This is a genomic window from Undibacterium sp. Di26W, from assembly GCF_049340265.1.
Lineage (GTDB): Bacteria > Pseudomonadota > Gammaproteobacteria > Burkholderiales > Burkholderiaceae_D > Undibacterium.
The window spans coordinates 26,374-41,559 of record NZ_JBMPOR010000030.1 but is presented as its reverse complement, the minus strand read 5'-3'; the positions used below and the strand labels follow the sequence as shown (position 1 = coordinate 41,559).

The window sequence follows — 15,186 nt, the reverse complement described above, 5'->3', positions numbered from 1 at the left end:
AACCTGCTTGCGATCTTAGTTTTGTACATAGTGAGAGGACGCATGATGACCACTGCCATTTCCCGTTTCCCAGTGCCGTCCCTGCAAGACCTGCCGCAGGACATACGCGAGAAAATCCTTGCAGTGCAAGAGAAGGCTGGTTTTGTACCCAACGTGTTTTTGACGCTGGCGCACAGGCCGGATGAATTCCGCGCCTTTTTTTCCTACCATGATGCACTGATGCTGAAGACGACAGGCAAGCTGAACAAGGCCGAACGCGAAATGATCGTCACCGCCACCAGCGCCAAAAATAATTGCCTGTACTGCGTGGTGGCGCATGGTGCCATCCTGCGCATTTATGCCAGGAATACCCTGGTGGCTGACCAGGTCGCCGTCAATCATTTGAAAACCGATATCACACCCCGCCAAAGCGCGATGCTGGATTTTGCCATCAAGGTATGCCTGGATTCGCAAAACGTCAACGATGCAGATTATGCCCTGCTGCATGGCCATGGTTTTGATGATGAAGATATCTGGGACATTGCTGCCATCACCGCTTTCTTCGGCCTGTCCAACCGCATGGCGAATGTCATTTCGATGCGGCCGAATGATGAATTTTTCCTGATGGGGCGTACGCCAAGATGATGTCGGGCATGGAAAAACCTGTATCCCCTATGTCAGTACCCCGTATCCTGGTGATTGCCCCTAACTGGATAGGCGATGCCGTCATGGCGCAACCACTGTTGCACTTGCTTAAACAGGATAATCCGCAAGCTGCGATTGATGTGCTGGCCCCGGCCTGGGTAGCGCCAGTGCTACGCGCCATGGCAGAAGTCGACACCGTGCTGGAAACCCCGTTCAGGCATGGTGCCTTGCAATTGCGCGAACGCTGGCGTTATGCACGCCAACTGCGCCAGCGTGGCTACGTGGCTGCCTATGTATTACCCAATACACTGAAATTTGCACTCCTGCCCTGGATGGCGGGCATCAGGAAACGTGTAGGCTACAAGGGCGAAAGTCGTTATGGCCTGATCAACCTGATGCATCATGACAACCGCCAGGCACCGCGTGCCATGGTGGCATTTTATGCCGCGCTGGCTTTTGCACCTGCCGATGAGGCACCACAAAATTTACCAAAACCAAAGCTGGAAGTCGATGCCGCCAACATTGCTGCGGCCATGCAGGACCTGGGCTTGTCCATGCAGCATACGCTGGTGTGTTTTGCACCAGGAGCCGAGTTTGGTCATGCCAAACGCTGGCCAGTCTCCCATTTTGCTGAACTGGCTCGTACCATCCTGGATGCAGAACCGACGACGCAAATCGTTTTGCTGGGGTCGCCCAAGGATATCGACGTCTGCGATCAGATTCAGGCTATCTGCCCACAAGTACATCAATTCGCTGGCAAAACTTCGCTGGACCAGGCCGTGGCATTGATTGCCCGGGCTGCGGCGGTGGTTTCCAATGATTCCGGCCTTTTGCATATTGCCTCGGCCCTGAATCGTCCGGTGATCGCGATCTATGGGCCAACCGACCCTGGCCACGCACCGCCGTTTTCTGATATTGCCCATTCATTGTCCCTGCACCTGGACTGCGCGCCTTGCCGCCAAAGGGAATGTCCGCTAGGCCATCATGACTGCATGCAAAAGTTGGGGGCAGACAGGGTCTGGCAACCGCTGCAAAAAATCTTGCTGTCAGCCGCCTGACCTGCACTGGAAACGATTCGACTGTAAATGATTGTTTCAGCCACGATTCTTTCTGGCAGGCTGCTGTACCATCAAAATCAAACACCACAAATACACTGTGAGCTTATTTTTTGCCTGCAGTAACCGGAATATGTTAATTTTGGCAATATTGAGCTAAGGCGTTGCAGTATTCTTAAATTGTAATAGGTATTACAAGGCATTCCAGGCAGTGAAGTGGCAGTGGATCTGCGCCTGTCTGGAGTGCATTTAATTATTGCAGCATTCTCTTTAGTTTTGTTAATGTGTATTCAGTCAGGAAGTGGATTGCTGTTTCCCATTCCATGAAAACGAAATTCTTCCGACATGTACTGCTTGGTTTTGTGTGCCTGTGCATGCAAATGCTACCCATGCTCACACTGCCTGCGCATGCCGTTGAAAAAGTGCGGCTGCAATTGAAATGGACCCACGCCTTCCAGTTTGCCGGCTATTACGCCGCCAAGGAACTCGGCTATTACCGCGAGGCAGGCCTGGATGTCGATATCCAGCAGGCACAGCCCGGCCTGGATGTCATTGATGAAGTGGTGAGTGGAAAAGCAGAATATGGCATAGGCACCAGCAGCCTGATGCTGTCGCGCAAGGAAGGCAAGCCGGTCGTCGTCATCGCAGTGATTTTCCAGCATTCCCCTTTGATACTGATTTCCAGAAAGGATGCAGAGCCACAGACTGTGCATGATCTGTCCGGAAAGCGCATCATGCTGGAATCACAATCCCAGGAATTGCTGGCCTACCTCAAGCGGGAAAACATCCCGTTTGATCAATTCAAGAAAATTGAACACAGCTTCAATGTGGACGATCTGGTGAATGGCAAGGTGGATGTCATGTCGGCCTATCTGACGAATGAACCTTTTCGGCTGGGGCAAGCCGGCATTGCTTACCACATCTATACGCCACGTTCTGTCGGCATTGATTTTTACGGGGACAATCTGTTCACCACCGACAAGGAAATCAAGGAGCACCCTGAACGTGTGAAAGCCTTCCGCGCGGCCAGCCTGCGGGGCTGGGAATATGCATTGCAACACCAGGAAGAAATTATCGACCTGATCCTGCAGCGTTATGTGGGCTTGAATAATCTGGCGTCGAATAAAGAGTTCTTTCATTATGAAGCAGCACAAACCAGCTACCTGTTGAGCCATGACCTGATCGCCATAGGCTATATGAACCCGGGGCGCTGGCGGCATATTGCCGATACCTATGCAGAACTGGGAATGTTGTCAGCCAATTTCTCTATGGATGATTTTTTGTACGAGCCAAATCCAGAGGTTAACTTGAGCTGGTTCTATGTATGGAGCCTGTTCGCACTGATTTTTGTTGGCATCGTTGGTAGTGTTGCACTGTATATTTTGCGCGTTAACCGCAGACTGGCCCATAGCCTGGACGAAATTCGCAAAAACGAACTCAGGCTGAGCTTTCTGTCTTCGGCAATAGAACACAGTCCGACATCGGTCATCATTACCGACGCCAATAGCCTGATTGAATACGTCAATCCGCATTTCACGATCGACACGGGTTATGCCGCAGAAGAAGTGATCGGTAAAAAGCCCAGTATTTTGCAGTCAGGCCAAGTCAAGCCGGAAATTTACCAGGCCATGTGGCAACAGTTGCTGCGCGGCGAAGAATGGACCGGTGAACTGATTAACCGCCGCAAGAATGGCGAATTGTATTGGGAAGAAGCACATATCGCACCTGTGAAAAATGCAGCAGGAAAAACCACGCATTATGTCGCCGTGAAGGTCGATGTCAGTGAGCGCAAGCTGGTCAACGATAAGCTGGCTTACCTGGCGCACCATGACAGCCTGACGAGCTTGCCCAACCGTATTTTATTTTTTGAGCGGCTGGCGCAAGGACTGGCGCTGGCAAAAAGAAACAAGACACGGCTGGCGCTGATGTATATAGACCTGGACCGTTTCAAACCCATCAATGATAGCTTTGGTCATGCCGTAGGCGATGTCTTGCTGCAGCAGGCCGCAGAGCGCATGAAACATTGCCTGCGCGATTCAGATACGGTGGGGCGCATAGGTGGTGATGAATTTGTGGCGCTGACCCTGAACGTCAGCGATGAACAAAGTGCCACAGTGCTGGCTGAAAAAATCCGTGTTGCGCTGACGGTACCGTTTGTGATTGCCGACCATACCCATTTCATTTCTGCCAGCATAGGCATAGCCATCTATCCCGACCATGGCATGACCGAGATAGAGCTGGCAAAAAAAGCCGACATGGCCATGTACGCCGCCAAGGCGAAAGGACGTGACCAGGTGATTTTGTATTCTCCTGGTATGGAGTAAGTAGTCAACAAAGGCCGCAATTATTTTTCAAAAACATACGTGCCAGGTGCAGCACCCAGTTGATTATCCACTATGGGTTGAGCCTTGATTTTATGTGCGCTGGAATGGCTAGCCAGCCAGACTTGCCAGTGGTTCCACCACGAACCTTCTTCCGTTGTCGCTGCATGCAGCCAGTCATCTGCCTGTTGATAGAACTCACCGCGTTTGTCTGACGCCAGATGCTGATACGTCCTGTGGGTATGGCCAGGCTCGGATACAATGCCGGCATTGTGCCCGCCAGAAGCAAGCACGAAGTCAATGGGCGCATCGCACAGTAAATGAATTTTGTAGACGGAACGCCATGGCGACACATGGTCACGTACCGTGCCGACTACATACATGGGTACACGGATATTGTTCAATGCAACTGCGTGACCGTGTACTTCATAACGGCCTTCTGCCAGATCATTATGCAGGAACAGGTGCTTCAGATATTCACTATGCATGCGATAGGGCATGCGGGTCGTATCGGCATTCCATGACATCAGGTCATTCGGCGAATTGCGGGTACCCAACTGGTATTCGCGCATGATTTTCGACCAGATCAGATCGCGTGAATTCAGCAACTGGAATGAACCTGTCATTTGTTCACCTGTCAGGTAACCTTGCTCCCACATTTGCGCGTCCAGCATGGCAATCTGGCTTTCGTCAATGAACAGGCCCAGTTCCCCCGGTTCGCTAAAGTCAGTTTGTGCTGCCAGCAGGCTGACGGTCTGTATTTTTGGCAAGTCTGATCTGAAATCTTCAGTATGTCCACTGGCCAGTGCCGCCCCGCCTATGGCGAGCAAGCTGCCGCCCAGGCAATAACCTACGGTATGGACGGGTTTGTGCTTTGCAAGCTGACCGACTTCTGCCAGAGCGTTGAACAAGCCGCTGTCGAGATAGTCTTGCATGCTGAGATCGCGGCCTTCCTTGCCAGGATTTTTCCACGAAATCATGAACACCGTATGACCCTGACTGACGAGGAAACGTACCATGGAATTATGTGGTGACAAATCAAGGATGTAATATTTCATGATCCATGAAGGCACGATCAGCACAGGTTCTGCAAATACTTTTGTGGTCTGCGGCGTGTACTGTATGAGTTCTATCAAATGATTGCGAAAGACCACCTTGCCTTCGGTAACCGCCACGTCACGGCCTGGTTGATACGCCAGTTGTTCATTGTCATGTTTGCCGGTATCAATGCCGGGTGGCTGGTATTCCATGCCCTTATCCTGCATCCAGTGCGTGGCGCCGCTAATCAGATTTTTCCCTGCAGAGGCTTTGGTTGCTGCAATCACTTCCGGATTGAGCCAGGGCATATTCGACGGTGACATCATATCCAGCAATTGACGCGACATGAAGTTGACCACGTTTTCGTGATGGGCAGTTACACCACGTATGCCGGTCGTTGCTTTTTGCCAGAACGCTTGTCTTTGCAGGAAATACTGGCTGAATGCATTGAAAGGCCAGTTTGACCAGCCAGCATCAGCGAAGCGGCTATCGGATGCTGGCGGATGAATTGCAGACCCAGCCCCGGTTGCAGCTGTTGTATCTGTGGTCTTGCCCAACAGTGCTGGTGCCAGCAGTTCGGGCCAACTGGCGATTTGTTTTTGCACGAGATTCAACAATTCCAATTGTTTGCCTGGTGAGACAGCGAGGTGTATCGCCCAGTCCATCACTGCCAGTGTGACACTGGCCGGTGAGATGCCGCCCGTCAGCTTGGCAATATGATTTTGCAGTGCCATATCCAGCGGGTGAATTTCTGCCTCATTGCCGCTGAGATAGCAAATCTGCTGAGCTTGTTGCGGCGCGTAGGATGCATGGCCAGCAGAGCCAGAAGTTTGCGCTGGAGCAGTCTGACTGTAATCGGATTTCATCTGTGCTTCCTCAAAAGGATGTACAGCCATTTTTGCAAACAAGACAGTCAACCGAGTTGATGCTGATCAACTGTATTGTGCAAATGCAGCAATATACTTAGCCTACTCTTCTTCGGTGAATTCATGATGATCCTGTTTAGCCCTTCTTCCCTATATGGACACGCACAAGCACGCACAAGTAATAGCAGGGCGATGGCTGAAAAATCCTGCCTACGGTGCAATAAAATCTGTCTTGTAGACTATAGGAATAAGGGTTCTGATCAAAAGTTTGATCTGCATCAATGTCGCGGCGATCAGCGATGCGCCTTCCGGTATGACGGGGCAGACTTTGTATGTAGACGCTGGCTATCATGTCGTTAATTAAGCTTACCTCAGGAATCACATGAATACGATACGTATAGATACGAACGAACAAGACATCATCTCAAACGTCGTCTACGAAGATTTGCAGATAGGTCAGACAGCCAGCCAGGTTCGTACTCTAACAAATACAGATATACAAGCCTTTGCCACCGTATCTGGCGACGTTAATCCGGCCCATCTGGATGCAGAGTATGCGGAACATACGCTATTCCACGGTGTCATTGCCCATGGTATGTGGGGTGGGGCATTGATTTCCACTATCCTGGGCACACGTCTGCCAGGGCCGGGCACGATTTATCTTGAACAAAACCTGCACTTCGTCAAACCTGCGCGCATCGGTGATACCCTCACTGTATCTGTTACGGTAGTGTCAAAAGAAGATGAAAAAAAACACGTCACCCTGGATTGCGAAATCCTGAATCAGAAAGGTGACAGGGTGGTCTACGGCAACGCGCTGGTCATCGCTCCGACGGAAAAAGTCAGTCGCCCGCGTGCGCACCTGCCCACCATGACCATGTTTGATTTGGGGGAACGGCAGCGTAGCTTGCTCGATAGCGTCAAAAACTTGCCCGCCATACGCTGTGCCGTGGTGCATCCCTGTGATGCCGATTCATTACAGGGGGCCGTGGATGCGGCAAAGCAGGGCCTGATCATTCCCATTTTGATTGCTCCGGCAGAAAAGCTCGCAGCAGTAGCAAGTGCTGCCCACATTGATATCAGTGGCTTTCAACTGATTGATGTCGCCCATAGCCATGCCGCAGCGGAGATGGCCGCGGGGATGGCTGCCAGCGGCCAGGTTGAAGCACTGATGAAAGGGAGCTTGCATACCGATGAACTCATGCATGCGGTCGTTGAATGTACCGCCTTGCGCACCAAACGCCGCCTGTCACATGTGTATCACCTGGATGTACCCATGTATCACAAGCTTTTGCTGCTAACCGATGCTGCCCTGAATATTTACCCCACATTGACAGATAAGGCCGACATATTGCAAAACGTCATCAATCTGGCACATGCACTGAATATCCCTGAACCCAAGGTGGCATTATTGTCTGCAGTAGAAACGGTTAACCCCAAGATCAATTCCACCATTGATGCCGCAGCTTTATGCAAGATGGTAGAAAGAAAGCAAATCACTGGGGCGATTGTTGATGGCCCCCTGGCTTTCGACAATGCCATATCTGCCCGTGCGGCGCAGATCAAAGGCATCGTTTCGGCCGTTTCTGGCGATGTCGACATCCTCATGGTGCCTGATCTGGAGTCTGGCAATATGCTGGGCAAGCAATTTGAATACCTGGCCGGTGCCGCCACCTGCGGCGTGGTGGTCGGTGCCAAGGTGCCGATTGCCCTCACCAGCCGTGCTGATGGCCCATCTTCGCGGGTAGCCTCGGCTGCCCTGATCAAATTGCTGGCGTATGCGTACCGGAAAACCGCACCATGAAAAGCCCTGTCATCCTGTCAGTAAATGCAGGCTCGTCGAGCATCAAATTTGCGTTGTATCCCTTTACTGATGAAGGTGTGACCAGGACCAAGCTGACGGGTGTCATCGAGGGCTTGCAACCAGGCGGCAAGCCCCTGATCAAATTCAGCGCAGGTACGGAAACCAAAGCGTTGGCGTTGGATGAGGCCGCAGTCCATACTGCGGGTGGTGATCAGTTCGCTGCTGCGCTGCAAGCCCTGCACAGTTTGTTGATGACGCATAGTGCGGACATACACATTAAAGCCGTTGCCCATCGCATTGTCCACGGTGGCGAACGGTTTTCTGCGTCTATCGTGATTGATGAGGATGCACTCAATTATTTGCATACGCTGGATACACTGGCACCTTTGCATCAACCTCATAATCTGGATGGCGTAGTTGCTTTTAGTCGTGCATATCCTGACATACCGCAGATAGCTTGCTTCGATACCGGCTTTCACGCCACTATGCCAGATTGTGAAACCACGCTGGCCTTACCGCAGGTTTTGCGCGCCGCAGGTATACGCCGTTACGGTTTTCATGGCCTGTCGTATCGTTATGTTGCCAGCCATCTTGCCCAGCAATCAGCGCGCGCTTTTGATCCCGCTGCCGGTCGCGTCATCATGCTGCACCTGGGCAATGGTGCCAGTGGCTGCGCAATGCGAAATGGCAAAAGTATCGCCAGTTCCATGGGTTTTTCTGCACTCGATGGCCTGATGATGGGCACCCGTTGTGGCGCACTCGACCCCGGTGTCTTGCTACACTTGATGCAACAGGGCTGGGATGAAAAACGACTGGAAACCACTTTGTACAAGGAATCTGGTTTGCTGGGTGTCTCCGGCATCTCTGCCGACATGCGCACCCTGCGTGGCAGCCCCGACGCGCAAGCCGGCTTTGCCATCGACTTGTTCACCTACCGCGTCATACGCGAATGCGGCGCATTAAGCGCCTGCCTGAACGGCCTGGATGTGCTGGTGTTTACCGGCGGCATCGGTGAGCATGACACCATACTCAGACAGCGGGTGGCAGAAGGTCTGGCTTACCTTGGTGTGCAGGTGGACGCGGCAAAGAACAATGCTGCCCGTGGTGACGACATTGCCTCCATTCATACCCCCAACAGCAGCACAGAAGTCTGGGTAGTACCCACCGATGAAGGACGCATCGCAGCCATGGATGCACAGCAGTTACTGCAAGCCATGCAGTGAGCTCAGTGATATAAGTGAAATACAGGGCTCAGTGAAATACAGGGCTGCAGCGACGAATCCCTCGCCGGTACTTCCTTGCACATTGGCTTAATGTAGTGCTGCGTTTTTTGCGGATATTTTTTTGATGTCTTCAATCTTGGACTTCAAAGACTTTAAATCATCCAGCGACTTGGATGCCTTGGGCGACAAAGTTTCTGTCTCCTTGACGATATCCAATAGCACATCAATGATCATACCCAATTGTGTCCCATAAGACGCAGCATTAAATACTTGTTCTTCTATTGCCGCATCCCCTGATACCGGGGGAATCATGGACGTGAACCAGGTCGTTCTCGGCTCAATCTTTTGCGCGACGCTGCCACTCCAGGGAAAATGAACCTGTGGTGACCACACCCATAGCCATGGATACATGATAGCTCCTTGTTTTAATGAAATATGCAGACAAGAAAAAGTGAAGCCAGATTGCAGTATTCTGTAACAGTACCGTGTGTAAATTTATTGATGATTTGGTGCAAGCTTTTGATTTGTTGTGCATGCATTGCTTAAAAATTATCATTTGTTGTGGGAATATGCAATCATTAACGCAAATGTTTTTTGCGGAGAGTGATTAAATTGGCAGGCGGCGCGTATTTTTCCGCTTATTGCTGTCCGGCTGGATATCTGCGTCAAGATAAGGAGGAAGCTGCATGATAAAAAATTTGATAGCGGCAATCTTGTTGATGATTACTGTTACAGCTCACGCTGCGGGGCAAGTCTTTAAAGTGCCGACTCGTCCAGGCATTAGTACCACTCTGTTTTGGGAAGCTGTGGACGGTGCAAAGGCTACGGTATTTATTTTTTCCGGTGGCGGCGGTGGATTTGGCAAGGTCATAGAGGGCCAGCCTGGCAGTAGTAACTTTCTGGTGCGTTCACTGTCATATTTTCTGAGTAAAGGCTTCAATGTGGCAATTTTCGGCCGTCCTGAGGATACCGAAGATCTGGATTATGCCGACCGCATTAGTGATAAGCATATGGCTGATGTTCGTGCCATGCTGGAATATGTACAAAGGCAGAGTCCTGCGCCAGTATGGATTATTGGCACCAGTAAAGGCACGGTTTCTGCCACCGCTGCAGCGATCAAGCTGCAAGATACTGCAATTGCTGGCCTGGTATTGACGTCAAGTGTTGTGAACTACAAAAAGCCAGGAGCTGTACCCAAACAAGATTTATCGGCCATCAAGATACCAACACTGGTACTTCATCATAGCAAGGACGCCTGCAGTCAATGCCAGCCATATGAGGTGCCGGCAATTTTGCGTGGATTGACTAATGCGCCGGTGAAAAAAATGATCCTGGCAGATGGCGGGTCCAATCCTGGTGGCGACGTATGTGGAGCGCTGCACTGGCACGGTTTTATCGGCATGGAAAAAGAGGCAGTTGACATGATCTCTGAATGGATCAAAAACCCTTTACCTTGATGTTTATTTGTCCGTAGTCGGTGTTGGTCCAACATGCCATTTCACATGAAAGCATGTTTTGTAGATGTCGGTAAATTGCTACTGCCGTATGCCAAGCCTCTATTTTGCGCCGGGCAGCTTGCGTAGCCAGGTATCGACCACGGCGGTAGCCGCAAAGTCGGTGCTGCCGAGTGATCTGTTGATATCCAGATGACCGCGCAAACCTTTGCCGGTAAAGCCATGGAGTTCCGCTGAAGTGCCGGCCTGTGTGAGGGCGGCAGCCAATACCTCGGATTGTGCCTTGCCGTCGGCGCGATCGATATGAATGATCAGGAATGCAGGCGCATTCGGTGCGGCAGCGTGGAACGTTGGAGACAAGGCTCGCTGGCGTGCGGGATCGTTTCCGAACGCTTCTACATAGGTTTTACCCATGAAGGCTCCGCCCTCGGCAATTTGGCGCGGCACGTCATAACAGGCGCCATCCAGCGCGATGATGCCGCGAACATCCGATAAGGACAGGCCGGCTGCCGCAAGGTACTTCGGGTCGGTACCGACCAAAGAGACCAAATGCGCCCCGGCACTATGGCCCATCAGAATGATGCGTGATGCATCGATCCCCAGTTTCCCGGCATTGCCCCGCAGCCAGGCGACGGCGGCGGACACATCAGCAGCCTGCTGTTCCACGCTTGCGGCTGGAACCAGACGATAATTGATTGAGGCAAAGGCATAGCCTTCTCCGATCAAATGATTGACTTTTTGCATGCCGGTTGCATTTTTTTTGTCCCCGCGTTTCCATCCTCCACCATGGACAAACAAGATGACTGGTGCAGGTTTGGCGACTGTCGCTTGCCAAAAATCCAGCTTCTGCAAGGGGGCCGGGCCATACGCATATTCTGCTTGCGCCATGCCTGGCACCATAGACGCAGGTGCCGTCATTGCAGCTGGTGGCCCTTCCTGTGATTGTGCTGCATAACTCGAGACAACAAATGAAGATAGCAGTGTCAGGAACAGACTGCATGCAAGCTGCTTTTGAATATACTCACGTATCATTTTTACCCCATGCCAGCTTCGTGTGTGAATGATGAACAAGGACTTCATGTCAAAAGAATATCGCATTGTAGTTGTCCGCCAATATTGGTAATTTAATTTGGTAGAATGCAAAAAAATAGCGTTGGCGTTTTTCTGTTCGTACCGGTGAGTCAATGATACTTTCAACAACAATTAAGCTGCAAAGGGATTTTGAGTCACTCTTTGCATCACATCGACCGATAAACGTGCGATTCGCCCATCTTGATGACGGACATATCCAGGCAACCTCAGGTTTTTATTCTACACGTTGGAATAAGGATTGAATAAATTGAAAGAGTTACATGAAGCAGTTGGCAATAGTTACCATCGTATCTAATAATTATCTGCATTACGCCCGCACATTGATGCAAAGCGTTGCATTGCATCATCCAGAGGCGAAACCTTATTGCGTCATTGTTGATGCCGATTTGTCTCCAAGTGCAGAATTGTCTCAAGAATTTGAAGCGATTCCTCTTTCGTCGCTTGACTTGCCATTTGGCGATGAATTTCTGTTTCAATATACGATTCTTGAACTCAATACCGCAGTAAAACCTTGGGCTCTGCAACATTTACTTGACCTTGGCCATAGCCAGGTTCTGTATATTGATCCCGATATTTATTTGTATAAACCGTTGCAGGAAGTGACGCAATTGTTGACTGATGGTGCCAGTGTCGTCCTCACCCCGCATTTGCTCGCTCCAACTACAGATACACACAACCCGACTGAACTTACTATTCGCATGGCTGGAACTTATAACTTGGGTTTTTGTGCCCTGAGTGAGCAACATGCTACGAGACAATTCTTGAAATGGTGGCAAGGCAAGCTTGAACGACATTGTGTAGTCGATTTTTCAAATGGCGTTTTCGTCGACCAAAGTTGGGTAGATTTGGTCCCTGGCCTGTTCGATCAGGTAAAGATATTACGTCATCCTGGATATAACGTGGCTTATTGGAATTTGGCGCAACGTATGTTCACCGGACAGGCTGATGAGCATAAAGTTAATCAGCAGGATTTGGTTTTTTTTCATTTCAGTGGAATCGATCCGCAACAACCGCAAAATTTATCCAAGCATCAAGATCGTTTTTCATTAGATACGGTCGAGCCTATAGTGAAAACGCTGGTGCTCCAGTATTGCAGTAATGTAGTTGCCAATGAGCCGGATAAGTTTCGTAATCTACCCTACGCTTATGCGCGTTTTGCAAATGGCTCCCCAATATCTGTTGAGGTGCGTAAGCAATATCGCCTTAGTCCAGGATTAAGAAAAATGATGGGAGATAAACCATTTGAATGGTCTAAAGAATTAAATGTGTCGTCTAATTCCACCGGAGCCAGGCGCCTTAGCGATATTTATTACTATTTTTTGAATCGTGCGCCAGATCCGTCTGCCTTGCAGCGATATATTAATTCTTGTGAGCGGTTATTTTCTTACTTGAAAATTGTCTTGGCAGTGGGGATTTCGCCGGAAAGTAGACGTATTCGTGGATGGAAACGGCGTCTCTTGCTTTGGCCATTTTGGTTAGTAGTGAAGCATAATATATCAGACGGCGTACCCGTTTATGCTCCCGCAATTCATCAAAATGAGAAACCACTTGAGAAAAAAATAAAATCAAAAATCACCTCGACAACATTGGGTATTAATTTGATTGGCTATATCAATGCCGAACTCGGGGTGGGCGAGGCAGCACGATCGTTGGCACGTGCCTGTCGTGCAGTTGGTGTTCCATATTCTGTGGTTGATGTTGGTTTTCAAACTTTTAATTTGAAACGCGATACAGATGCGTTGCTTCATGCCAGTGATAGTCGGTTTGCTATTGATATGGTGTACGTCAACGCAGATCAGACCGTCAATACCATCAAATATCTGAAAGATAATAATCTTGAAAGTGCATACAAGATCGGTTTTTGGCATTGGGAACAACCTCAAATTCCGCAATCTCACTTTGCATCCTTTGAGCATCTGGACGAAATCTGGGTGCCATCGACCTTCGTGTATGACGCTGTGGCCGCTGTGTCACCAGTGCCGGTAGTAATTATTCCGCATGCTTTACATGTCAGGGCAACACCTGGCGTTGATCGCAATGAATTTGGCCTGCCAGCGGATAAAGTGCTGGCGCTGATGATGTATGATTTCCATTCATATCAGTATCGTAAAAATCCCCAGGCCGCTATCGCCGCATTTCGTGAGGCCATCAAAGGGCGCAATGACGCTGTTCTGGTCGTCAAGACGATCAATAGCGAACATCATCCCGAAGCATCTGCCGAATTAAACGACTACCTCGCCGATTTGCCGGGAACTATCGTACTCGACCAGTTTCTGACTCGCCAGCAGACTTGGGATTTGCAGTCTTGTTGCGATATGCTTATTTCTCTTCATCGCGCTGAAGGTTTTGGTTTGGCGCCGGCGGAAATGATGGCGCTGGGAAAACCGGTCGTGGCAACCGGATGGTCTGCCAACATGGATTTTATGACACACGAGAATTCCATGCCGGTTAAATATACATTGCGAGCACTCGAAAAAACGATGGGCGCGTATCCAGCCGGCCCGCTTTGGGCGGAAGCAGATATCAACCATGCAGCATCATGCATCCGTCAACTGCTCGATCAACCAGAATTGCGTCTACGCTTAGGTCAACAGGCCATGCTTGATATTCAGAGACAGTTAAATCCGGAAACTGTAGGCAAACTCGTTAAGGATCGCCTGTCCATGATATCGCATTGGAATCCAGGCTTGCGGGGCAAGGACATGAGTGCTACCTAAAATTTGCTCTTCCACAGGTGCCGTAGTAAAGCTTACTTTGGAAGAGCTGTAAATAGAATGCTTCTTCATTAAATACGGTGTGAACTTTTGCTCAATGCGTGATGACTCGGTTTTTCAAAATGAGCGAAAGCGATATGAAGGGCATTGCAGATTATTCACTGCAATCGTGTAGTAACTTCTTAAGTCAGATCATTCCTTGTTGCGTAAGCTGGTACCGCAACCGTAGAACACAACTGCCAACGAAACGACACCACTAATCGATCCAGAACAGGAGCATTAATTGATGAATAGATTTATTCTCGCATTATTACTTTTAATCGCTATCAATCCCGTATTTGCAGGTGATTGGATTTCGGATCAAGATAACAATTGTAAAATCTGGAACGACAATCCGTTACCTGGCGAAACCATTCGATGGTCGGGTAAATGCTTGAACGGTAAAGCTGAAGGTAAAGGTATAGTCACGTGGTATGTATATGCAGTGCTTAGATCGGAACACGAAGGAATCTACCGTGAGGGCAAAACAAATGGGCAAGGTATTTCCACCTGGCCCGGCGGTCACCGCTATGTAGGTGCTTACCGCGACGGCAAAAGAAATGGCTTTGGCGAAATGACCACATCCAAAAGTGGGTACGTCGCCAATGAGCGTTCAAATTTGGGGAAATGGGTCGGCGATCAATTCGTAGAGCGGGGCATATTTAAAGATAATGACTTCGTACGTAGCTGTGCCAGCGAAGCAGACTGCAAGAAGGCAGAGCTCGAAGAATCCAGCAAACGGGAACGCACCGCACGGGAAGCTTGCGCTCAACTTTATACAGGAAAAGCCGTGGCCTTCGAAGGCGAGTATGCTACCAAGGCAATCAATACCGGTGTTCGCGGCTTCATTACTGGTATTGGCCGTGAAGTTGCATCTGCGCGTGTGACAGAGAGTATCTACGAAGAGATGATTGGTAGTGTCATTGAAAAGAGTTGCACAGATTTTTGGTGATTTT

At 50.0% G+C, this 15,186-nt stretch carries 11 protein-coding genes; 8 read left to right on the top strand and 3 right to left on the bottom strand.

Annotated elements, in window-relative coordinates; translation table 11 throughout:
• Positions 1-42: 42 nt before the first annotated feature.
• The 3 genes from ACO0LM_RS25785 to ACO0LM_RS25775 all read left to right on the top strand — a co-directional run bounded on the left by ACO0LM_RS25785 (position 43) and on the right by ACO0LM_RS25775 (position 4,003).
• Positions 43-624 (top strand): peroxidase-related enzyme, encoded by a 582-nt coding sequence (locus ACO0LM_RS25785; RefSeq protein ID WP_423041327.1) that lies wholly within the window; start codon positions 43-45, stop codon positions 622-624.
• Between the two features lie 29 nt (positions 625-653).
• On the top strand, positions 654-1,682 hold the full coding sequence (gene waaF, locus ACO0LM_RS25780) for a lipopolysaccharide heptosyltransferase II (protein WP_423041325.1): 1,029 nt from the start codon (positions 654-656) through the stop codon (positions 1,680-1,682).
• 386 nt (positions 1,683-2,068) lie between these two features.
• Positions 2,069-4,003 carry an ABC transporter substrate-binding protein gene (locus ACO0LM_RS25775; RefSeq protein WP_423041323.1) on the top strand — a complete coding sequence of 645 codons (1,935 nt, stop codon included), beginning with the start codon at positions 2,069-2,071 and terminating at the stop codon, positions 4,001-4,003.
• A gap of 20 nt (positions 4,004-4,023) precedes the next feature.
• Here the strand turns inward: ACO0LM_RS25775 and ACO0LM_RS25770 are convergent, their stop codons facing one another.
• Positions 4,024-5,904 carry a PHA/PHB synthase family protein gene (locus tag ACO0LM_RS25770; RefSeq protein ID WP_423041321.1) on the bottom strand — a complete coding sequence of 627 codons (1,881 nt, stop codon included), beginning with the start codon at positions 5,902-5,904 and terminating at the stop codon, positions 4,024-4,026.
• Between the two features lie 382 nt (positions 5,905-6,286).
• Between ACO0LM_RS25770 and ACO0LM_RS25765 the strand changes: the two genes are divergently transcribed.
• Positions 6,287-7,708, top strand: coding sequence for a bifunctional enoyl-CoA hydratase/phosphate acetyltransferase (locus ACO0LM_RS25765; RefSeq protein ID WP_423041319.1), 1,422 nt, complete (start codon positions 6,287-6,289; stop codon positions 7,706-7,708).
• Positions 7,705-8,931, top strand: a complete 1,227-nt coding sequence (locus tag ACO0LM_RS25760; RefSeq protein ID WP_423041317.1) for an acetate/propionate family kinase — start codon at positions 7,705-7,707, stop codon at positions 8,929-8,931. Before ACO0LM_RS25765 ends, ACO0LM_RS25760 begins: the two co-directional genes overlap by 4 nt.
• Before the next feature lie 87 nt (positions 8,932-9,018).
• On the opposite strand, the gene ACO0LM_RS25755 is transcribed toward ACO0LM_RS25760, so the two are convergent.
• Positions 9,019-9,342: a hypothetical protein gene (locus ACO0LM_RS25755; RefSeq protein ID WP_423041302.1), complete on the bottom strand. Its 324-nt coding sequence runs from the start codon at positions 9,340-9,342 to the stop codon at positions 9,019-9,021.
• A gap of 308 nt (positions 9,343-9,650) precedes the next feature.
• Between ACO0LM_RS25755 and ACO0LM_RS25750 the strand changes: the two genes are divergently transcribed.
• Positions 9,651-10,388, top strand: coding sequence for an alpha/beta hydrolase (locus ACO0LM_RS25750; RefSeq protein ID WP_423041378.1), 738 nt, complete (start codon positions 9,651-9,653; stop codon positions 10,386-10,388).
• A 99-nt stretch (positions 10,389-10,487) separates the two neighbouring features.
• Here the strand turns inward: ACO0LM_RS25750 and ACO0LM_RS25745 are convergent, their stop codons facing one another.
• Positions 10,488-11,303, bottom strand: a complete 816-nt coding sequence (locus tag ACO0LM_RS25745; protein ID WP_423041299.1) for an alpha/beta fold hydrolase — start codon at positions 11,301-11,303, stop codon at positions 10,488-10,490.
• Positions 11,304-11,737: 434 nt separating this feature from the next.
• Here ACO0LM_RS25745 and ACO0LM_RS25740 point away from each other — a divergent pair, with 434 nt between their 5' ends.
• Both ACO0LM_RS25740 and ACO0LM_RS25735 read left to right on the top strand, forming a co-directional pair.
• Positions 11,738-14,194, top strand: a complete 2,457-nt coding sequence (locus tag ACO0LM_RS25740) for a glycosyltransferase family 4 protein (protein WP_423041297.1) — start codon at positions 11,738-11,740, stop codon at positions 14,192-14,194.
• A 283-nt stretch (positions 14,195-14,477) separates the two neighbouring features.
• The gene (locus ACO0LM_RS25735; protein WP_423041295.1) at positions 14,478-15,182 is read left to right on the top strand and encodes a hypothetical protein; all 705 of its coding nucleotides are present in this window, start codon (positions 14,478-14,480) and stop codon (positions 15,180-15,182) included.
• Positions 15,183-15,186: the final 4 nt, after the last annotated feature.